Source organism: Pseudomonas sp. GW821-FHT01D09 (assembly GCF_059422465.1).
In genome coordinates this window covers 1-20040 of the sequence record NZ_JBWKWY010000053.1, presented here as the reverse complement: position 1 = coordinate 20040, position 20040 = coordinate 1, and the positions used below count along the sequence as shown (strand labels likewise).

Annotated in this window: 17 protein-coding genes; 5 read left to right on the top strand and 12 right to left on the bottom strand. The window is 62.1% G+C overall.

Annotation, left to right across the window (positions count from 1 at the left end; genetic code table 11):
* Positions 1-97 precede the first annotated feature (97 nt).
* From holA to leuS, 3 genes are all read right to left on the bottom strand, one after another.
* The gene (gene holA / locus AC07W7_RS26335; RefSeq protein ID WP_076964200.1) at positions 98-1135 is read right to left on the bottom strand and encodes a DNA polymerase III subunit delta; all 1038 of its coding nucleotides are present in this window, start codon (positions 1133-1135) and stop codon (positions 98-100) included.
* A gap of 39 nt (positions 1136-1174) precedes the next feature.
* Complete coding sequence (locus tag AC07W7_RS26330; RefSeq protein ID WP_076964201.1) at positions 1175-1780, bottom strand: LPS-assembly lipoprotein LptE; 606 nt, start codon at positions 1778-1780, stop codon at positions 1175-1177.
* Positions 1781-1869: 89 nt separating this feature from the next.
* Positions 1870-4476 (bottom strand): leucine--tRNA ligase, encoded by a 2607-nt coding sequence (gene leuS, locus AC07W7_RS26325; RefSeq protein ID WP_099168345.1) that lies wholly within the window; start codon positions 4474-4476, stop codon positions 1870-1872.
* A 262-nt stretch (positions 4477-4738) separates the two neighbouring features.
* On the opposite strand from leuS, the gene AC07W7_RS26320 reads away from it, so the two are divergent.
* Together AC07W7_RS26320 and AC07W7_RS26315 are read left to right on the top strand one after the other, a co-directional pair.
* Complete coding sequence (locus tag AC07W7_RS26320) at positions 4739-5053, top strand: hypothetical protein (RefSeq protein WP_076964203.1); 315 nt, start codon at positions 4739-4741, stop codon at positions 5051-5053.
* An 85-nt stretch (positions 5054-5138) separates the two neighbouring features.
* Complete coding sequence (locus tag AC07W7_RS26315) at positions 5139-5900, top strand: YdcF family protein (RefSeq protein ID WP_495040404.1); 762 nt, start codon at positions 5139-5141, stop codon at positions 5898-5900.
* Positions 5901-6023: 123 nt separating this feature from the next.
* On the opposite strand, the gene lnt is transcribed toward AC07W7_RS26315, so the two are convergent.
* The 5 genes from lnt to miaB form a co-directional block, all read right to left on the bottom strand.
* A complete protein-coding gene (gene lnt / locus AC07W7_RS26310; RefSeq protein WP_495040403.1) occupies positions 6024-7547 on the bottom strand; it encodes an apolipoprotein N-acyltransferase in 1524 nt (507 codons plus the stop codon).
* An 8-nt stretch (positions 7548-7555) separates the two neighbouring features.
* A complete protein-coding gene (locus AC07W7_RS26305) occupies positions 7556-8395 on the bottom strand; it encodes a CorC family transporter (RefSeq protein ID WP_005791724.1) in 840 nt (279 codons plus the stop codon).
* 42 nt (positions 8396-8437) lie between these two features.
* Positions 8438-8896: an rRNA maturation RNase YbeY gene (gene ybeY, locus AC07W7_RS26300; protein WP_076964206.1), complete on the bottom strand. Its 459-nt coding sequence runs from the start codon at positions 8894-8896 to the stop codon at positions 8438-8440.
* Positions 8889-9893 carry a PhoH family protein gene (locus tag AC07W7_RS26295; protein ID WP_029292238.1) on the bottom strand — a complete coding sequence of 335 codons (1005 nt, stop codon included), beginning with the start codon at positions 9891-9893 and terminating at the stop codon, positions 8889-8891. The genes ybeY and AC07W7_RS26295 overlap by 8 nt, the downstream gene beginning before the upstream one ends.
* Before the next feature lie 236 nt (positions 9894-10129).
* Positions 10130-11458: a tRNA (N6-isopentenyl adenosine(37)-C2)-methylthiotransferase MiaB gene (gene miaB / locus AC07W7_RS26290; protein WP_003215455.1), complete on the bottom strand. Its 1329-nt coding sequence runs from the start codon at positions 11456-11458 to the stop codon at positions 10130-10132.
* 132 nt (positions 11459-11590) lie between these two features.
* Between miaB and AC07W7_RS26285 the strand changes: the two genes are divergently transcribed.
* Complete coding sequence (locus AC07W7_RS26285) at positions 11591-11917, top strand: DUF1820 family protein (RefSeq protein ID WP_003236992.1); 327 nt, start codon at positions 11591-11593, stop codon at positions 11915-11917.
* A 118-nt stretch (positions 11918-12035) separates the two neighbouring features.
* Here the strand turns inward: AC07W7_RS26285 and AC07W7_RS26280 are convergent, their stop codons facing one another.
* From AC07W7_RS26280 to AC07W7_RS26265, 4 genes are all read right to left on the bottom strand, one after another.
* Entirely contained in the window at positions 12036-12590 is a 555-nt protein-coding gene (locus AC07W7_RS26280) for a tetratricopeptide repeat protein (protein WP_076964207.1), read from the bottom strand.
* A gap of 225 nt (positions 12591-12815) precedes the next feature.
* Positions 12816-14099 carry a glutamate-1-semialdehyde 2,1-aminomutase gene (hemL, locus tag AC07W7_RS26275; RefSeq protein WP_076964208.1) on the bottom strand — a complete coding sequence of 428 codons (1284 nt, stop codon included), beginning with the start codon at positions 14097-14099 and terminating at the stop codon, positions 12816-12818.
* A gap of 17 nt (positions 14100-14116) precedes the next feature.
* Positions 14117-14740: a thiamine phosphate synthase gene (gene thiE / locus AC07W7_RS26270; RefSeq protein WP_169901427.1), complete on the bottom strand. Its 624-nt coding sequence runs from the start codon at positions 14738-14740 to the stop codon at positions 14117-14119.
* 18 nt (positions 14741-14758) lie between these two features.
* Positions 14759-15556 carry a hydroxymethylpyrimidine/phosphomethylpyrimidine kinase gene (locus tag AC07W7_RS26265; protein ID WP_495040402.1) on the bottom strand — a complete coding sequence of 266 codons (798 nt, stop codon included), beginning with the start codon at positions 15554-15556 and terminating at the stop codon, positions 14759-14761.
* Positions 15557-15841: 285 nt separating this feature from the next.
* Between AC07W7_RS26265 and AC07W7_RS26260 the strand changes: the two genes are divergently transcribed.
* Both AC07W7_RS26260 and AC07W7_RS26255 read left to right on the top strand, forming a co-directional pair.
* Complete coding sequence (locus tag AC07W7_RS26260; protein WP_076964211.1) at positions 15842-18211, top strand: hybrid sensor histidine kinase/response regulator; 2370 nt, start codon at positions 15842-15844, stop codon at positions 18209-18211.
* 88 nt (positions 18212-18299) lie between these two features.
* Positions 18300-19949 (top strand): acyl-CoA dehydrogenase family protein, encoded by a 1650-nt coding sequence (locus tag AC07W7_RS26255; protein ID WP_495040401.1) that lies wholly within the window; start codon positions 18300-18302, stop codon positions 19947-19949.
* Positions 19950-20040 lie beyond the last annotated feature (91 nt).

Genomic DNA, 20040 nt, shown 5'->3' with positions numbered 1-20040 from the left:
CGATAGCGGTGGGTCAGTTAATGGATACTTGACTGACCCACCGCTATCGCGAGCAAGCCCGCTCCCACATGGGTATTGCGTTGTCTGGGGGGATTTCTTATTCGGCAGGCAGTGCCAGGCGCTGGCCGGACATAAGCAGCGACAAACGACTCAAGCTCATCCACGGCGACCCGGCGGCCTGGCCCTTGATCTGCGCGTCGATGCGCTGGGCTTCGAGCAACAATTGCGCCCAGCGTTGCGCCGAGTGCCGTTGCAGGGCCTTGCTCATCAGGGGCTTGCGCTTGTCCCATACCGGTGGGCGGGCTTGGCTGAAAGCCTTGTCCAGCGGCGTACCCTGGCTGTATTGCAGGGCAATATTGGCCAGCAGGCGCAACTCCCGGGCCAGGGCCCAGAGAATCACTGGCGGTTCCACGCCTTCGCCACGCAGCCCTTCGAGCATACGCAGTGCATGGGCTGGTTCGCCATTGAGTATCGCGTCCACCAACCCGAATACGTCAAAACGCGCACTGTCGGCCACCGCACCTTGCACGGTTTCGACGGTAATCTGCCCGTCTTCGGCCATCAGCTTGAGCTTTTCGATCTCTTGGGCTGCGGCCAGCAAGTTGCCTTCAACCCGGGCGGCGATCAGCTCGACCGCGTCCTGGCTGGCAGACAACCCGGCCTGGGACAGGCGCTGGCGGATCCATTGCGGCAACTGACTGCTGTCGACCGGCCAGATCTGGATGAACTGGGTCTGCGGCCCTTCCACCAGCGCCTTGCCCCATTTGGTTTTCTGCGCGCTGCCATCGAGCTTGGGCAGGCTGATCAGCAACAGCGTGTCCTCGGCGGGGCGGGCGCAATATTCCATCAGGGCCGCCGCGCCTTTGTCGCCGGGCTTGCCCGAGGGCAGGCGCAGCTCCAGCAGGCGTTTTTCGGCAAACAGCGACATGCTGGCCCCGGCCTGGAGCAGGGTGCCCCAGTCGAAGCTGGCGTCGGCGCTGAACACCTGGCGTTCATCAAAGCCTTGCTGGCGCGCCGCCTGGCGGATGGTGTCGGCGGCTTCCTGGCACAGCAGCGGATCATCGCCACTGACGATGTACACAGGCGCGAGGTTGCCTTGCAGGTGCTTGGCGAGTTGGGCGGGGGCGAGTTTCATAGGCTGGATGGACGGGGCGCATGGCGCGCCCCGTCTGGTTTACTCGGCAGGGACTTCAACAGGCGACTGTTTCGGCACGCTGTTTTCATAGTCCTGCGCGGCTTTCAGTGCCTCGGCGTCTGCCTTGGCCTTGGCGTCGGCAGTCTGCTGCAGGGCATCGAGCTGGGCCGGGCTGATCATCTGCAGGCGCAGGACCATCCGCTGGACCAGGTCACGGCGCATTTCATTACGCACCTGAGTGACCTCGGTGTCGGAACCCACCAGGTTGTTGCCGTCATGGGTCACGACTTTCTGCACTTGTAGCTTGTCGCTGATCAGCGGCAACTGGTCGTGGCCCTGGATCTGGAACATGAGCACGTTGCTCAACTCGATGTCCGAAGAGCGGCCGGCACTGGCGTAGCTGAGGTTGCGCTGGGTCTCTTTCTCATCGACCAACACCAGCTTGTAAGCCGCGCCGTTATAGACTTTGACGCCGCTGTTTTCCAGGGTTTGACGCAGCTGGGTCACGGTTTCGCCATAGGCGTTGCGTGCGCTGACATCCAGTTCCTTGATCGCCAGTTCCGTGGTGCCGGTGCCGCGCAGCTGGAAGCCGCAAGCGCTCAGCAGTACGGCAAGGCCCATCACCAGCAGGTTGCGTTTGATCATTTTATTGCTCCCCTTGAAACCATGTGGGCCTTATCGAGGCCCTGGAGGTTTGTTCGGCGCCGGGGCTCTTGCCCTGGCGCCCGATCCGATTAGCTTGCGACGATATTGACCAGTTTGCCGGGCACCACGATCACTTTGCGGATCGTCAGGCCTTCGGTGAAGCGCAGCACGTTCTCGTTGCTACGCGCGGCGGCTTCGACTTCTTCGCGGCTGGCGCTGGCAGGCATGTCGATCTGGCCGCGCAGCTTGCCGTTGACCTGAATCACCAGTTGCAGGGTGTCCTGTACCAGGGCGCTGTCATCTGCTGTGGGCCATGGGGCATCGATCACCGCGCCGCTGTGGCCCAACTGGCTCCACAGGTCGTGGCTGATGTGCGGGGTAATCGGCGCCAGCAGCAGGACGACGGTTTCCAGGCCTTCCTGTACCAAGGCGCGGTCCTGTTCGGTGGCCTGTGGCGCTTTTTCCAACACGTTCATCAGCGTCATCACCTGGGCGATGGCGGTGTTGAACTTGTGGTGCTGGCCCACGTCCTGGCCGGCTTGCTTGATCGCCAGGTGGGTGCTGCGGCGAATGAGCTTTTGCTCGTCGCTCAACGACGCCACGTCCAGTTTGCCCGGCAGGCCCTGGCTGACATGGGCGTGCGCCAGGCGCCAGACGCGCTTGAGGAAGCGGTGCGAACCTTCGACGCCGGAGTCGGACCATTCGGCGCTCATGTCGGGCGGCGAGGCGAACATCATGAACAGGCGGCAGGTGTCGGCGCCGAACTGATCGATCATCGACTGAGGGTCGACGCCGTTGTTCTTCGACTTGGCCATCTTCTCGGTGCCGCCGATTTCCACCGGCAGGCCGTCGGATTTCAGCTTGGCGCTGATGACCTTGGCCTTGCTGTCACGCTCAAGCTCCACGTCCGCCGGGTTGAACCAGGTGTAGGCGCCATTGGCTTCGCGGCGATAGTACGTCTCGGCGATCACCATGCCCTGGGTCAGCAGGTTCTTGAACGGCTCGTTGGAACTGACCAGCCCTTCGTCACGCATCAGCTTGTGGAAGAAGCGCGCATACAGCAGGTGCAGGATCGCGTGTTCGATGCCACCGATGTACTGATCCACCGGCAACCAGTGGTCGGCCGCGGATTTTTCCACCAGGCCGCCTTCATAGTGCGGCGAGGCGTAGCGGGCGTAGTACCACGAGGACTCGACGAAGGTGTCCATGGTGTCGGTTTCGCGCTTGGCAGGCTGGCCGCATTTCGGGCAACTGCACTCGTAGAACTCGGGCATGCGCGCCAATGGCGAACCGGCGCCGTCCGGCACCACGTCTTCGGGCAGTATCACCGGCAATTGGTCTTCCGGTACTGGCACGTCGCCACAGCTTTCGCAGTGGATGATCGGGATCGGGCAACCCCAGTAGCGCTGGCGGCTGATACCCCAGTCGCGCAGGCGGAACTGGGTGCGCGAGGCACCGAGGTTTTTCTTGATCAGCGCGACTTCCATGGCGTCGAAGGCGCCTGCGAAGTCCAGGCCGTCGAACTCGCCGGAGTTGATCAGGGTGCCGTGTTCGTTATAGGCGTCCTGCCACGGGGCCGGGTTGGTTTCACCGGAGCTGGTGCGCACCACGGACTTGATCGGCAGGTTGTATTTGGTGGCGAATTCAAAGTCGCGCTCGTCATGGGCGGGCACGGCCATTACTGCGCCATCGCCGTAGTGCATCAGCACATAGTTGGCGACCCAGACCGGCAGCTTTTCGCCGGTCAGCGGGTGCTCGACGAACAGCGAGGTCGGCAGGCCCTTTTTCTCCTGGGTGGCGACGTCGGCTTCGGCCACGCTGCCGCCTTTGCATTCGGCGATAAAGGCCTGCAGCTCAGGGTTGTTCTGGGCGGCCAGGGTGGCCAGCGGGTGTTCGGCGGCCACGGCGACGTAGGTCGCGCCCATCAGGGTGTCCGGGCGGGTGGTGAAGACTTTCAGGGCGCCAGCAACGCCTATGGAATCGACGTTGTACGGGAACTGCACTTCCATGCCCTTGGACTTGCCGATCCAGTTGCGCTGCATGGTCTTGACCTGTTCAGGCCAGCCCGGCAGGTCGTCGAGGCTCGACAAGAGTTCATCGGCGTAGGCGGTGATCTTGAAGTAGTACATCGGGATTTCGCGCTTCTCGATCAGCGCGCCGGAACGCCAGCCGCGACCGTCGATCACCTGCTCGTTGGCCAGGACGGTCTGGTCGACCGGGTCCCAGTTCACGGTGCCGCTTTTTTTGTAGATCACGCCTTTCTCGAACAGGCGGGTGAACAGCCATTGTTCCCAGCGGTAGTAGTCCGGCTTGCAGGTGGTCACTTCGCGGGACCAGTCCACGGCCAGGCCCAGGCTGCGCAGCTGGGTCTTCATGTAGGCGATGTTTTCGTAGGTCCACTTGGCGGGCGCTACGTTGTTTTTCATCGCGGCGTTTTCCGCGGGCATGCCGAAGGCGTCCCAACCCATAGGTTGCAGGACATTCTTGCCGAGCATGCGCTGGTAGCGGGAAATCACGTCGCCGATGGTGTAGTTACGCACGTGCCCCATGTGTAGTTTGCCGCTGGGGTAAGGGAACATCGATAGGCAGTAGTAAGTCTCCTTGCCTGGCTGTTCACTGACTTCAAAGGACTTTTGCTCGTCCCAGAAAGTTTGGGCGGCATTTTCTATTTCACGGGGCTGATAGTGTTCGTGCATGGCTACTTTTGAACTGAATAGGGGTGGCCTAATCCTCTTCGGTGCATTGTCCGGGTTGATCGACACCAAAAAGCGGCGCGTCCGTGCCCAAACCCTGCGGGAAGTGGAGTTACAGGAAGCGCCGTAGCATACATGACCCCGCTCTATCGAGGGAAACCCTGATTGCGCAGTGCAGGCCGTTGGTCGCGGCACCCGGTTGGTTCCGTCAGCGCAGCTACGCTGTTTATTGGGGAGTGAGACTTATCTTTAATGAGGTGAGGGGATGGTTGATTCGCAGCGAATGATAACGAAACCGGAAGTGTATGAAGGACTGATCGACCGCTTGGGTCGAGCGCTGGATGCGGCAAGAACCGCGGGCCGATTGCGTGACGAGCGGCCCGCAGAGTTGGAACTGCGCGGTTTGAGCCCCGCAGAGTTCGAGGTGATCAAGGCCTACCTGGACTTGAACGCCCGCCCAGTCCCGCAATGGGTGGCGCCTGTGCCAGCCAGGGAGCCTGTGCGATCGTCCAAGGTGGTATGGCTCAAGGACTTGTCGGCCGCTCGCGGCCCGGAAATCCGCGCCGTACGGTTCAAGTAACCACTTCAGTGCCTGTTCCACACGGGTAAAGATTGTCGCTAAACCCCGTTACACCTTAGGCTTCGGGCATCTTTGGAGATGCTCGATGCCTATTCGTTATTTCATCAAACAATTATTGCTGCCGCCCGGCATTCTCTTGCTGCTGCTGGCCCTTGCCTGGTGGTTTCGCCGCACCCGTCCACGCTTGGCCGGCGTGTGTTTTGCCCTGGGGTTTGGCGGGATGTGGCTGATCAGCTTGCCGGTGATGGTGGAGTGGGGCGCCCGCGCCCTGGAAACCGAGCCCCCACTGGCCGTGGAAGACTGGGCCAGCCTGGCGCAACGGGCCGATGCCATTGTGGTGCTGGGCTCGGGCCGTGAGCGGGGGGACCCGGCCTGGGGCGCTGATCAGCCGACCGGGATCGGCCTGGAGCGTCAGCGCTATGCGGCGCGATTGGCCAAGGCGTCGGGGCTGCCGGTGCTGACCAGCGGCGGCCTGCACTACGGCACGCCGCCCAGCGAGGCGCAGTTGATGGCGGTGTCGATGCAGGATGACTTTGGCGTGGCCGTGCGCTGGAAGGAAGAGCGCAGCCGCACCACCTGGGAAAATGCGCAGATGAGCGCCGAGATCCTGCTGCCCCAGGGCGTCAAGCGCGTGGTGGTCGTGACCCAGGCCTGGCATATGCCGCGTTCGGTGTGGAGCTTCGAGAAGGCCGGCTTTACCGTGGTGCCGGCGCCGGTCGGCTTCCTGGGGGTGGATAATGCCCGGCCGCTGGGCGGTTGGATGCCGGAATTCAAGTCGATCTGGCAGAGCGGGCAGTTGATTAATGAGGCGGTCGGGCAGGTGGGTTACCGGCTGTTCTACCGTTAACGGCGCACATCAAAATGTAGGGCTTGTGTGGGAGCGGGCTTGCCCGCGATGGCGGTGTATCAGTCAGCATTTTTAGTGACTGACCCACCTCCATCGCGGGCAAGCCCGCTCCCACATTGGGTGTCAGACGGTCTTGGCCATGCGCCCGGCCAGCAGCGCCCAGCCAAACAGCCCCAGGCACAGGATGATCAGCGGCCACGAACGCCATTGCAGGTACGGCGTCAGGTTATGCATGGGCACGACCTCGCCATAGAGAATGCCGCGCTCGAACTGCGGGATCTGCTCGGTGATCTGCCCGAACGGGTTGATCAGGCCGGTCACGCCGTTGTTGGTGGCGCGGATCATCCAGCGGCCGGCTTCCAGGGCGCGCATCTGGGCCATTTGCAGGTGCTGCAAGGGGCCGATGGAGGTGCCGAACCAGGTGTCATTGCTGATGGTCAGCAGCAAGTCGCTGCGGGCGGCGAGGCCGGCGGCGAACTCCGGGTAGACCACTTCGTAGCAGATATACGGCGCGATCTGATAGCCCTTGGCTTGCAGCAGTGCCTGGTCTTCGGGACCGCGGGCAAAGTCCGACATCGGCAGGTCGAAGAACGCAATCAGGCCGCGCAATACATCCTGCAATGGCACGTACTCGCCAAAGGGCACCAGCTTTTGCTTCAAATAGGTGCCATCACCCTGGCCGACCACGGTGATGCCATTGAAATAGCGCTTTTCATGACGCACTTCCTGGCGGATCGGCACGCCGGTGATCATCGCCGCGTTCCGATCGGCGGCGAACTTGCCCATCATCCCCAGGTAGCCCTCGACGGACTCCATGAGCACCGGCACAGCAGTTTCCGGCCAGATCAGCAGGTCCACGCGCTTGGAGGCAAAGCTCATGTCGCGGTACAGCGCCAGTTGCGCGTTGAGCTGCGCCGGGTCCCACTTCATGCTTTGCTCGACATTGCCCTGGATCGCCGCGACGCTTAGCGGCTCGCCAGCGGGGCTGGTCCAGGCGTGATGCTTGAGCGCCAGGCCAATCGCCCAGGGCGCGACCAGCAGCACCAGGCCCGCGCCGATAAACGCGTTGCGCCTGGTCGCCAGCAAGCGCGGCAGGTTGACGAGCAGCGCTGCGCTCAAGGCCAGGACAAACGAAATCAGCCATACCCCACCCAACGGTGCGAGCCCGGCCAGCGGGCCGTCGAGTTGGCTATAACCGGAGTACAACCAGGGGAAACCTGTCAGGAACCAGCCGCGAAATGCTTCCTGGCCCACCCACAGCGCGGCAAACGCCAGGGCATCGGCCAGGGGCGCTTCGTTACGGCGCAGCCAGCGGGCCCAGAGCCAGGCGGGCAGGGCAAAAAACAAGGCAATCGCGGCGGTGAACGCCAGCATCAACAGCCCGGCCAGCAATACCGAAGCGCCGCCAAAGTGATGGATGCTGTAGTAGATCCAGCTGGTGCCCGCGCCAAACAGGCCAAAACCGAAACACCAGCCACGCCCGAAGGCCTGGCGGGGTATCAGTTGGCGCATTCCGGCGTAGAACACCCCGACCGCCACCAGTGCCAGCGGCCAGATATCGAACGGCGCCAGCGCCAGGGTGGTGATAGCACCGGCCACCACGGCCAGCAGGTTACCGGGCCAGCCGGGTGCGGTGAGACGGCGCATATCAGTCCTTAGCGGGCAATAGGTGTCAGGCGGATCAGGTGGATACGACGGCTATCGGCATTCAGGATGCGGAAGCGGTAGGCGCCGATCTCGGTGGTTTCGTTGCGCTTGGGCAGATGGCCAAAGGCACTCATCACCAGGCCGCCGACAGTGTCGAACTCATCGTCGGAGAATTCGCTGTCGAAGAACTCGTTGAAGTTCTCGATTGGCGTCAGTGCCTTGACCAGGAAGTCCCCGCTGGGCAGCGGCTTGATGTAGCTGTCTTCTTCGACGTCGTGTTCGTCTTCGATATCGCCGACGATCTGTTCCAGCACGTCTTCGATGGTCACCAGGCCTGCGACGCCGCCGTATTCGTCAATCACGATGGCCATATGATTGTGGTTGGCGCGAAACTCGCGCAGCAGCACATTCAGGCGCTTGGACTCGGGTACGAAGGTCGCAGGCCGCAGCAGGTCCTTGATGTTGAAGCTGTCGCCGTTCTCCTTGAGGATCAGCGGCAGCAGGTCCTTGGCCAGCAAGACACCCATGACGTCGTCATGGCTTTCGCCGATCACCGGGTAGCGCGAGTGCGCCGAGTCGATCACGGCCGGGAGGAATTCCCGTGGGGTCTGGGTCGCCTTGATGCTGATCATCTGCGAGCGCGGGACCATGATGTCCCGGACTTGCAGGTCAGCCACCTGGATGGCGCCTTCGACGATGGCCAGCGCTTCGCTGTCCAGCAACTTGTTCTGATGGGCCTCGCGCAGCAGCTCCAGCAGCTCCTGGCGGTTTTTCGGCTCGTGGGCAAAAGCCTGGGTCAGTTTACCCAGCCATGACTTTTGCCCGTTGCTCGATCGGTCTTCGCTCATAGCGATTACTCTAAATCCTTGATTGTTTCAGTTGAGTGTCGATTAGTGTTCGTCGTCTGCATAGGGGTCAGGGTGCCCCAACTCTGCAAGCAACGTTCGTTCCAGAGCTTCCATTTCTTCGGCTTCTTCATCATCTATATGGTCGTAACCCAACAGATGCAAGCAGCCGTGCATGACCAAGTGGGCCCAGTGGGCCTCCAGGGCCTTGCCTTGTTCCTTTGCCTCGCGCTCCACCACCGCGACGCAGATCACCAGGTCACCCAGCAACGGGATATCCAGCAGTTCATCCGGCACATCGGCGGGGAACGACAGCACATTGGTCGCGTAGTCTTTCTGGCGCCAGGTGTGATTCAGTTCGCGGCCTTCAGGTTCATCCACCAGACGAATGGTCAGTTCCGAGTCGGCGCTGCGCTGGCGCAGGGCCAGTGTGCACCAGTGGCGGAACTGTTCTTCGCTGGGGGCTGGCGCTTGGGTGGCCAGTTGCAGATCAAGCTCAAGCATCGCGGCGGTTGTCCTTGGACAGGCCGTCGTCGCGGTGTTCAAAGCGCTCGTAGGCCTCGACAATGCGCTGTACCAGCGGGTGACGCACCACATCCTTGGGCATGAAGTGGGTAAAGCTGATGCCCGGTACGTCCTTGAGCACCTCGATCACCTGGCCCAGGCCTGACTTGGTGCCCTTGGGCAGGTCGACCTGGGTGATATCGCCGGTGATCACGGCCGTGGAGCCGAAACCGATACGGGTCAGGAACATCTTCATCTGCTCGACGGTGGTGTTCTGGCTTTCGTCGAGGATGATGAAGCTGTTGTTCAGGGTGCGGCCGCGCATATAGGCCAGCGGGGCGATCTCGATCACCTGGCGCTCGATCAGCTTGGCCACGTATTCAAAGCCGAGCATTTCATACAGCGCGTCGTACAGCGGGCGCAGGTACGGGTCGATTTTCTGGGCCAGGTCGCCGGGCAGAAAGCCCAGTTTCTCGCCCGCTTCCACCGCTGGGCGCACCAACAGGATGCGTCGCACCTGTTCGCGCTCCAGGGCGTCCACTGCACAGGCCACCGCCAGGTAGGTCTTGCCGGTGCCGGCCGGGCCGATACCGAAGTTGATGTCGTTGCCGAGGATTTCCTTGACGTAGCGCTGCTGATTCAAGCCGCGCGGGCGAATCATGCCTTTTTTGGTACGCAGCGCCACGCTGGCTTCGGCCACCGGGTTGTTGGCCAGGTCTTCTACGGCGGATTCCTGCAGGTACAGGTGCACGGTTTCCGGCGACAGTTCGCTACCCTTGGTTTCGCGGTAGAGGCGACGCAGCAGGTTTTCTGCAGACGTGGTGTGCTGGGGTTCGCCAATCAGCTCGAACTGGTTGCCGCGGTTGCGGATCTCGATGCTCAGGCGTTGTTCGATCAGGCGCAGGTGCTCGTCGAACTGTCCGCACAGGTTGGCGAAACGACGAGCCTCAAACGGCTCGAGGAGGAAACGATGGGGTTCTGCTATGGGTGCGTTCAAGGTTGCTTTTAGCCGCCCTTTGGCTGTTTAGGTGAAATAGAGGATAACGCCAGCCGCCGGTGTGCGAAAGCACTTAAATGGCCTGGGTTCGCTCTCAGGAGCAACGAAGAACCCCTGTGGGAGCTGGCTTGCCTGCGATAGGGCCGGCCCATTCAAAAGAGATACCGCCTGTTACATCGCTATCGCAGGCAAGCCAGCTCCCACATTTGATCTGCATTTGTCCCGAATCCGCCGCGTCAGTTGATCAACGAGCCGCGCAGCGAGTGCGGTTGCGCCGCGTCGATGTGCACGTCGGCGAACTGGCCGATCAGCGTCGGGTTATCGCAACGGAAGTTGACGATCCGATTGTTCTCGGTGCGTCCCTGCAACTCGCCCGGGTCTTTTTTCGAGTAATCGGTGACCAGGATGCGCTGGGTCGAACCGACCATTTGTCGGCTGATCTCGAACCCCTGCTGGTTGAGGCGATGTTGCAGCGCGTTCAGGCGCTCCTTTTTCAGCGCCTCCGGGGTTTCGTCCAGCAGGTCGGCAGCCGGGGTGCCCGGGCGCTGGCTGTAGACGAAGGAGTAGGAGAAGTCGAAACCGACGTCTTCAATCAGCTTCATGGTCTGCTGGAAGTCTTTCTCGGTCTCGCCGGGGAAGCCGACGATAAAGTCCGAACTGATGCAGATGCCCGGCACGGCGGCGCGCAGTTTGCGCAGCTTGGACTTGTACTCCAGGGCCGTGTGGTTGCGCTTCATCGCCGAAAGGATGCGGTCCGAACCCGATTGCACCGGCAAATGCAGGTGCTTGACCAGCTCCGGCACTTCGGCGTGGGCCTGGATCAGGCTGTCGGAGAACTCCAGCGGGTGCGAGGTGGTGTAGCGAATGCGCTCGATGCCGTCTACCGCCGCGACCACGCGAATCAGCTCGGCCAGGTCCGCCAGGCGCCCATCGTGGGTCTGGCCGCGATAGCCGTTGACGTTCTGCCCCAGCAGGGTCACTTCCCGCACGCCGTTTTCGGCCAGGTGGATGATTTCCGCCAGCACGTCGTCGAACGGGCGGCTGACTTCTTCGCCACGGGTATACGGCACCACGCAGAAGGTGCAGTACTTGCTGCAACCTTCCATCACCGACACATAGGCACTGGGGCCGTCGATGCGTGGTTCGGGCAAGTGGTCGAATTTTTCGATTTCCGGGAACGAGACGTCCACTTGCGGCAGCTTGGTGATACGCGCAGCGTCGATCATTTCCGGCAGGCGGTGCAGGGTCTGCGGGCCGAAGACCACGTCGACATAGGGCGCGCGGTCGCGAATGGCCGCGCCTTCCTGGCTGGCCACGCAACCGCCGACGGCGATCACCATGTCCGGGTTGGCCAGTTTCAGTTCGCGCCAGCGGCCCAGCTGCGAGTAGACCCGGTCCTGGGCCCGTTCGCGGATCGAGCAGGTATTGAGCAGGATCACGTCGGCATCTTCGGCGCGAGCCGTGACTTCCAGGGCCTGATGTTCACCCAGCAGATCGACCATGCGCGAGCTGTCGTACTCGTTCATCTGGCAACCGTGGGTTTCGATGTAAAGCTTCTTGGCCATGGGAATCGTCAACTGGTGGTAAAGAACCGCGCATTATAGGGGGCATGCCCATTGGTTCCTAGCACTGTGCATCGGGTGCCATGCTATAGTTCGCGCCCTCATTTATATCCGCCGATGTGCTGCCCGCCCCCCATGACCAAACGTGAAGCTCCAATCTACAAGGTGATTTTCCTTAACCAAGGCCAGGTGTTCGAAATGTACGCCAAGCAGATCTATCAAAGTGATCTGTGGGGCTTTTTGGAAGTGGAAGAGTTCGTCTTTGGCGAGCGCACACAGCTGGTCGTCGATCCGGGCGAGGAAAAACTCAAGGCCCAGTTTGAAGGCGTGGTGCGCAGTTTTGTGCCGATGCATTCGATTGTGCGCATCGACGAAGTCGAACGCCTGGGCACGCCGAAGATCAGCGAGGCGCGGGGTGTGAGCAATGTCATGCCGTTTCCGATGCCGATGCCTGAGAAGTAGGCTTTTAGACCGCGTCGCGCCCATCGCAGGCAAGCCAGCTCCCACATTTGAATGTGTTCACAAATCAAAATGTGGGAGCTGGCTTGCCTGCGATGACGTCAGAAGGGTTTAGATAACCTCAAGGCAGCGGCGAAAAAGGCGAACGCCCATCCGCGCTCTGCAGTTCCTGCAGGTAATTGCGGAAAATCTGCCCCAGCACCTGGGTCGCCACTTCCAGCTCATCGCGCTGCATGTGTTCGGCCACTTCGTCAGCGGTGTCGAGCGCATCTTCGGCGCCATTGACCGCCGCCATCTTCAGCACGATATACGCCTGCACGTTATTGGCCGGTACGCCTTCGCCATGGAAGAACATGCTGCCCAGCTTGAACTGCGCCTCGGCATGCCCCTGCAACGAGGCCTTCTCAAAGAAGCTCAAGGCTTTATTGAGATCACGGGCAGGGTTTTTGTCGTCGTAGAAGAATTCGCCCAGCTCGTATTGCGCCTGCGCATCCCCGCCATCGGCCAGTGCCTGGCAGGCGCTCAGCGCCTCGGCCTGGCTGTCGGGCTGAGTATTGAGGGTGCAACGCCCCATCGCCGGGATCAACAATGAGTTACCGCCCGCTTGTGCATGCGCAAGCAGCGGCTGAAGGAGCAACAGGCAGCCCAGAACCAGGGTGCGGCCGGTGCGTTTCATGGGAATCGACTTACCTCTGACGGGGCGCGTGGAGCCACGTGGGGATCCAATAAGCGCGCATTATGAAATAAGCAGGCCTCTGCTTACAAAGTCTTTACTCGTTTTTCTGCTGCGTGGGCAAGTTATCTGCCGGATTGCAGGTGATTTCTCGAAAAAACGAGGAAATTTCTGTAAGCAAGGTAACAAATCTGACGCCGCCAGGGGCGGCGTCAGGTTGTGGCTGTCTTACTTCAATGCGGCGAAGGCACGTTCGGCAGCATCCAGGGTCAGTTTCAGCTCGGTCTCGCCATGGGCGATGGAGGTGAAACCGGCCTCAAAGGCGCTCGGCGCTAGGTACACGCCGCCTTCGAGCATCAGGTGGAAGAAGCGCTTGAACAGGTTGGCATCGCTGCCCATCACATCGTCAAAGGTCACGATGTCGTCGGCACCGCTGAAATACAGGCCGAACATGCCACCGGCCTGGGTCGTGACGAACGGAATGCCTGCCGCATCGGCGCGTTGTTGCAGGCCGTCGAGCATGCGCGTGGTGTAGTCGCTTAACTCGGCATGGAAGCCCGGGCGGTTGATCAGGCGCAGGGTGGTCAGGCCGGCGGCCATGGCCAGCGGGTTACCGGACAGGGTGCCGGCCTGGTAGACCGGGCCCAGCGGCGCGATGTGCTGCATGATTTCGCGCTTGCCGCCGAAGCAGCCCACCGGCATGCCGCCGCCGATGATCTTGCCGAAGGTGCTCAGGTCCGGCGTCACGCCGTAGTAAGCCTGGGCGCCACCGAGGGCGACGCGAAAGCCGGTCATCACTTCATCGAAAATCAACACCACGCCGTGCTGGTCGCACAGGGTGCGCAGGCCTTCCAGGAAACCGGGCGCTGGCGGCACGCAGTTCATATTGCCGGCCACCGGCTCGACGATGATGCACGCCACCTCCTGGCCGACTTCGCTGAGCATGGTTTCGACGGCAGCGATGTCATTGAACGGCAGGGTCAGGGTGTGCTTGGCAAACGCCGCCGGCACGCCGGCCGAACTCGGTACGCCCTGGGTCAGCAGGCCGGAGCCGGCCTTGACCAGCAGGCTGTCGGAGTGGCCGTGGTAGCAGCCTTCAAACTTGATGATGCTGTCGCGGCCGGTGAAACCACGGGCCAGGCGAATCGCGCTCATGGTCGCTTCGGTGCCGGAGCTGACCATGCGCACCATCTCCATCGACGGCACGATCGAGCACACCAGGTCCGCCATCTCGGTTTCCATGGCGGTGGGCGCGCCATAGGACAGGCCGTGCTCCAGTTGCTTGCGCACCGCGTCCAGCACGTCGGGATGGCTGTGGCCAAGAATCATCGGCCCCCAGGAACCCACGTAGTCCACATAGCGCTTGTCATCTTCATCGGTGACGTAGGCGCCTTCGGCGTGCTTGAAGAACAACGGCGTGCCACCGACGCTCTTGAATGCGCGCACGGGGGAGTTCACACCACCGGGGATATGTTTCTGGGCATTGGCAAACAGGGTTTCGGAACGAGACATGGGCAGGCTCTCTGAATTCAGGATTTAAGGAGTTCGTTGAAGGCGCGGGCGCGGCGCGTCACGTCCCGGGGGCTGTCGGCACCGAACAGGCCGTGGACCACCGCCAGCAGGTCGGCGCCGTGTTCCACCAGGGGCGCGGCGTTTTCCAGGGTGATGCCGCCGATCACGCAGATCGGCACCTGCAAGCGCGCGCGGGCCTGGGCCAGCAGTTCAACGGTGGCCGCGGGCGCGCCGGGCTTGGTCGTGGAATTGAAGAAGCGCCCAAAGGCAACATAGCTGGCGCCTTCGCGTGCGGCCTGTTCGGCCAGTTCGATCTGGCTGTGGCAGGTGGAACCGATGATGGCATTGCGCCCGAGCAGCGCCCGGGCCGGGGTCAGCGGGCCGTCGGTCTGGCCCAGATGTACGCCGACGCCCAGGCGCGCGGCCAGCTCGGCATCGTCATTGATGATCAGTTGGGTCTTGTAGCGCGAGCACAATTCACGCAGCGCCTCGGCTTCGCGCAGGCGCCGGGCCTCGTCGCTGCTTTTATCGCGGTACTGCAGCAAGGTCACGCCGCCTTCCAGCGCGGCCTCGACGTAGGACAGGAACTTACCGGCCAATAGTTGGCTGTCGGTAATGGCGTACAGGCCACGTAGTTTCATCGAGCAGGCCCCTTGATATTACCCACAGAAATCCAATGGCAGGCGACGCGGCACAAACTGCCCCTGGCCCAGTTGTTCGGCATCGCGCAAGGTGCGCCAGGTGTAATTGAGTGCCGACTCCACGGCGCTGGCCAGGCCTTCGCCCTGGGCCAGGCGACCGGCCAGGGCGCTGGCCAGGGTGCAACCGGAGCCATGATAGCTGCCGGGCAGGCGCTGGCAGGTAAACGTGTGGCGTGTGCCGTCGCGGCTGTAGAGACGATTGTGCACCTCATGCTCGTCGCCATGACCGCCGGTGATCAACAGGTGCTTGATAAACGGCAGCAGTTTCTCGGCGCATTCGTCCGCCGTGCCGTCGGGCAGTTCGGCGAGGATGCGGGCTTCAGGCAGGTTGGGCGTGGCAATCAGCGACAGAGGCAACAGCCGCTCGCGCATTGCATAGCCGACTTCATCCTTGCCCAGGCTGCCGCCGCCACCGGCGCGCAGCACCGGGTCGCAGACCACCGGCAGGTGTGGGTGCTGCTGGAGCAGTTCGACCACGGTATCGACCATCACCGTGGAGCCGAGCATGCCCAGCTTGACCGCCGCAACTTGCGAGTCGCCGAGCACGGCATTGGCCTGGGCCAATACCCACTCGCGGTCGAGCACGCGGAAGTCGCTGACATTCACGGTGTTCTGCACGGTCAGCGCGGTCACGGCCGGGGCCGCATGACAGCCTTGGGCGAGCAGGGCTTCGATATCTGCCTGCAAGCCGGCGCCACCACTGGGATCATGGCCGGAGAGACAGAGGACAACGGGGCGAGAGCTGTAGATATTCATGGTGCGCGAGCTTACCACCAAACGCTTTTTGCGTGGCTGTTGGCCGGTGCCTGTATTTCACACTGAAAGACGCGCAAAAATGGCTATAAGCCATCATTTATTTCTAGCCGTTTGCACGCTGAAAGCCCCGTCCTAGAGCCTTTCAAAAAATTATTTCAATGGTGTCTTTTGGCCTTTACCGGCTATGCTAGAGTGGATCCAAACAACTTAATGTATGCCGGTGTACGTCTTCTCAAAAGGAATGGGGGGCTTTTGACATCACCGGACAGGCCACGCTGGGGCTCTATGCGCTATTTGCTGATGTTTCTCTTGTGCGGGCTGCCGATGCTGGCCGGCGCCGTCGAGTTCAATGAAACCACCCGCAGCCTTCCCCTGGGCCGGGTCATGCAAGTACTGGAAGACCCAAGTGGCGGCATCACCATCGCCGAGGCCCGTTCAGCGGCACTGGCCAGTCGCTACACCCACCATGATAAAGACACCCTAAATGCCGGCTATTCGCGCTCGGCATTCTGGCTCAAGGTCGACCTGCATTACCTGCCCAGGGAGCCTCACGCCCCGCGCACCTGGCTGCTGGAGCTGGCCTACCCGCCCCTTGATCATCTTGAGTTGTACGTCCCCGATGAGGCCGGTGGCTACCGCCTGGCTGGGCGTACCGGGGACGCATTGCCCTTTGCCAGCCGCGAGGTCCGCCAGAACAACTACTTGTTCACTGTCGACTTCAAGGCGGGCGAGCAGAAAACCCTCTACCTGCGCCTGCAAAGCGAAGGTTCGATCCAGGCACCGCTGACCCTGTGGTCGAGCACCGCCTACCTGGAAGACCAGCCGCTGCGCCTGTATGTGCTGGGCCTGATCTACGGCGTGCTGCTGGGCATGCTGGTGTACAACCTGTTTATCTACCTCAGTGTGCGTGACACCAGTTACCTCTATTACATCCTCTACATCGCCTCGTTCGGCCTGTACCAGCTCTCGGTGAATGGCGCGGCGGTGGAATATTTCTGGCCCGATAACCCCTGGTGGGCGAATGCGGCGACGCCGTTCCTGATCGGCGCCTCGGCGTTGTTCGGCAGCCTGTTTGCCCGCAGCTTCCTGCACACCGCCCTCTACAGCCGTTGGCTTGACCGGCTGCTGCTGGTGCTGGTGGGTACGGGGGCGGCGGTGATGCTGTTGTCGCTGATGGCCAGCTATGCCCTGGCCTTGCGCCTGGCGACCGCGCTGGCGCTGGTTTTCACCGTGACCATCTTTGTCGCCGGGATCAAGGCTTGGTGCTGTGGCCAACGGGTGGCGCGGTATTTCATCATCGCCTGGTCGGCGTTCTTGATCGGCGGGGTGGTCAATACGCTGATGGTGCTGGGCTACCTGCCCAACGTGTTTCTCACCATGTATTCCAGCCAGATCGGCTCGGCCATCGAAGTCGCCCTGTTGTCCCTGGCCCTGGCTGACCGGATCAACGCGATGCGCGAACAGCAGGCGCAAATCCTGTTTGATGCCAGCCAGAAACTGGAAGTGCTCAACCAGCAACTGGCTCACAGCAACCAGTTGAAAGACGAGTTCCTCGCGACCCTGACCCATGAGCTGCGCACGCCGATGAATGGGGTGATTGGCTCATTGGAACTGATGCAGACCGTGCCCCTGGCCGGGGACCTGGCGCAGTACCAGCAAACCGCCGCCGGCTCGGCGCGGGACATGATGCGCATGGTCAACGGCATTCTCACCCTCACCGAGTTGCAAGCCGGCCGCTTGAGCGCGCAGCCGCAGGTGTTCAGCCTGCGCGGGGTGCTCGATACCTTGCGCCAGCAATTTCGCGGCAATGCCCAAGGCAAGGGGCTGGCGTTTTCCATCGACGTGGCGGGTGAACTGCCGGATCGCCTGGAGGGCGATGCAGGCAAACTGATGCAGTGCCTGGAATGCCTGCTGGATAACGCCTTCAAGTTCACCCACCAAGGCGCGGTGCGCGTGCGTGTGGTGGGCGTGCCCCGGGCCGATGGCCATTTGCACCTGACCTTTATCGTCACCGATTCCGGGATTGGGTTTGCACAGCTGGATGAGGCGACCCTGTATCAGCGTTTCTTCCAGGTGGATGGCTCGACCACCCGCGAATATGGCGGCCTGGGCATTGGCCTGGCGATCTGCCGGCAGCTGATCGAGTTGCTCGGCGGGCGCCTGACCCATCATTCCGAACCGCGCAAAGGCAGTCGCTTCCAGTTGGAGGTGGCGGTCATTGCGGTGCCACCGGAGCCGGCCCGCGCTGTTGATCTGCACCGCGCGCCACAGGACTGCACGGTCCTGCTGGTGGATGACAACAGCGTCACGCAGTTGGTGTTGCGCGGCATGTTGCTCAAGCTGGGTTACCGGGTAAAAGTCGCGGACAGCGGCCCGGCGGCCCTGGCGATGCTGCAGGAGGGGACGTTTGATGCGGTGCTGCTGGATGTGCCCGAGGATGGTTTTTCCTTGTGTTGCCAGGTCCGGGCCTTGCCAGGCTGCGGCGAGCTGCCGGTGATCGCCTTGAGCGACTCCCTGCAAGGCAGCGCACGCCAGCATTGTCACGGCATCGGCCTGACCGAGCAGTTGCTCAAGCCGGTGCGTTTCGAGCTGTTGCAGGGCGTATTGCAACGGCGCCTGTTGTGCCCGCTAGAGGGTGAAAGCGCCGGCAGTTAGGCGTATATGCCACTTTTTTAAGGGCGGTGACGATGCTTAACTGAATTCAAGGCCTCAATGAACGTGGCCTTTTATCAGGAGGCCCGTCATGAATCTGCACCAGTTCGCCGAAACCCACGACGTTACCAACCAGCCGCCGTCATTGGACGGCGCCAACCTGTATCGCCTCGACCTGCCCCTGCAGGAGTGGTCGCGGCGCTTTGGCGCGGGTTGGGCCGAGGCGCGTATCGATGCCTACGGCGCCTTGGCGGGCGGGCCGCTGATGGCGGCGGGGTTCCTGGCCAACCAGAACAAACCGGTGTTCAACAGCCATGATCGCTATGGGCACCGCATTGACCTGGTGGAGTTTCATCCGGCCTATCATGAGTTGATGCGCACCGCCGTCGAGCATGGCCTGCCGTCGTTGCCCTGGGCCCATCCCCAGCCTGGCGCCCATGTCGCCCGCGCGGCCCTGGGCTACCTGCACAGCCAGGCCGAAGCCGGCACCGGTTGCCCGCTGACCATGACCTTCGCCTGTGTGCCGGCCCTGCGCCTGCAGCCGGACCTGGCTGACAGTTGGCTGCCGAAAATCCTCAACACCGAATATGACCCGCGCAATGTCGGCATCGCCCACAAGGCCGGTGCAACCATCGGCATGGCCATGACCGAGAAACAGGGCGGCACCGATGTGCGTGCCAACACCACCCGTGCCTATCCCGTGGGCGCCGGCGGTCCTGGCCAGGCCTATGAACTGGTGGGGCACAAGTGGTTCTGCTCGGCGCCGATGTGCGATGCCTTCCTGACCCTGGCCCAGACGGACAAGGGTCTGACTTGTTTCCTGCTGCCCCGGCACCGCCCGGATGACACACGCAACCCGTTCTATATCCAGCGCCTGAAAAACAAACTCGGCAACTGTTCCAACGCCTCCAGCGAAGTCGAATTCCGCGGTGCCCTGGCGTGGATGGTCGGCGAAGAAGGCCGTGGCGTACCGACCATCATCGAGATGGTGGCCATGACCCGTTTCGATTGCATGGTCGGTTCCAGTTCCCTGATGCGTCAGGCGCTGACCCAGGCCAGTCATCATTGCGCTCATCGCTCAGTCGGTGGCCGCGTGCTCAGTGAGCAACCGTTGATGCAAAACGTGCTGGCCGACTTGGCCCTGGAAAGCGAGGCGGCCCTGGCCCTGAGCCTGCGCATGGGCCGGGCGCTGGACCATCTGGACGATGAGCAGGAAGCCAAGTTCGCGCGGCTGGTGACAGCGGTGGGCAAGTATTGGATCTGCAAGCGCGCGCCGGCGATGATCAACGAAGCCGCTGAATGCATGGGCGGCGCCGGGTATGTCGAGGACAGCATCCTGCCGCGCCTGTACCGTGAGGCACCGGTCAATTCGACGTGGGAAGGTTCCGGTAACGTGCAATGCCTGGACGTGCTGCGGGCCTTGTCGAAAGAGCCGGGCGTGCTGGAGACATTGTTTGTCGAACTGGGGAACGGGCATGGCGATAAACGCCTGGCCCGGCATATCGAGCAGTTGAAATTGGCGTTTATGGACACCCAGGATATCCAGTACCGGGCGCGGCAGTTGACCGAGGATATTGCCGTGGCCCTGCAGGCCAAATTGCTGTTGGAGGCGGGCAATGCCAGTGTCAGCGATGGGTTTATAGCCAGCCGCCTGGGCGAGTCGTCGGGGCGGGTATATGGCACCTTGCCACGAGGTGTGGATGTGCAGGCCATCGTCGCCCGCTCAACTCCGTCTCTCTGAATAAACCTGGTAAAAAATGTGGGAGCTGGCTTGCCTGCGATAGCGGTGGGTCAGCTACCTATATATTGGCTGACCCGCCGCCATCGCAGGC

Bases quoted from the DNA above. Each gene is read 5' to 3' on its own strand.
- holA (WP_076964200.1), bottom strand. From the start codon at position 1,135: ATGAAACTCGCCCCCGCCCAACTCGCCAAGCACCTGCAAGGCAACCTC.
- AC07W7_RS26330 (WP_076964201.1), bottom strand. From the start codon at position 1,780: ATGATCAAACGCAACCTGCTGGTGATGGGCCTTGCCGTACTGCTGAGC.
- leuS (WP_099168345.1), bottom strand. From the start codon at position 4,476: ATGCACGAACACTATCAGCCCCGTGAAATAGAAAATGCCGCCCAAACT.
- AC07W7_RS26320 (WP_076964203.1), top strand. From the start codon at position 4,739: ATGGTTGATTCGCAGCGAATGATAACGAAACCGGAAGTGTATGAAGGA.
- AC07W7_RS26315 (WP_495040404.1), top strand. From the start codon at position 5,139: ATGCCTATTCGTTATTTCATCAAACAATTATTGCTGCCGCCCGGCATT.
- lnt (WP_495040403.1), bottom strand. From the start codon at position 7,547: ATGCGCCGTCTCACCGCACCCGGCTGGCCCGGTAACCTGCTGGCCGTG.
- AC07W7_RS26305 (WP_005791724.1), bottom strand. From the start codon at position 8,395: ATGAGCGAAGACCGATCGAGCAACGGGCAAAAGTCATGGCTGGGTAAA.
- ybeY (WP_076964206.1), bottom strand. From the start codon at position 8,896: ATGCTTGAGCTTGATCTGCAACTGGCCACCCAAGCGCCAGCCCCCAGC.
- miaB (WP_003215455.1), bottom strand. From the start codon at position 11,458: ATGGCCAAGAAGCTTTACATCGAAACCCACGGTTGCCAGATGAACGAG.
- AC07W7_RS26285 (WP_003236992.1), top strand. From the start codon at position 11,591: ATGACCAAACGTGAAGCTCCAATCTACAAGGTGATTTTCCTTAACCAA.
- AC07W7_RS26280 (WP_076964207.1), bottom strand. From the start codon at position 12,590: ATGAAACGCACCGGCCGCACCCTGGTTCTGGGCTGCCTGTTGCTCCTT.
- hemL (WP_076964208.1), bottom strand. From the start codon at position 14,099: ATGTCTCGTTCCGAAACCCTGTTTGCCAATGCCCAGAAACATATCCCC.
- thiE (WP_169901427.1), bottom strand. From the start codon at position 14,740: ATGAAACTACGTGGCCTGTACGCCATTACCGACAGCCAACTATTGGCC.
- AC07W7_RS26265 (WP_495040402.1), bottom strand. From the start codon at position 15,556: ATGAATATCTACAGCTCTCGCCCCGTTGTCCTCTGTCTCTCCGGCCAT.
- AC07W7_RS26260 (WP_076964211.1), top strand. From the start codon at position 15,842: ATGCGCTATTTGCTGATGTTTCTCTTGTGCGGGCTGCCGATGCTGGCC.
- AC07W7_RS26255 (WP_495040401.1), top strand. From the start codon at position 18,300: ATGAATCTGCACCAGTTCGCCGAAACCCACGACGTTACCAACCAGCCG.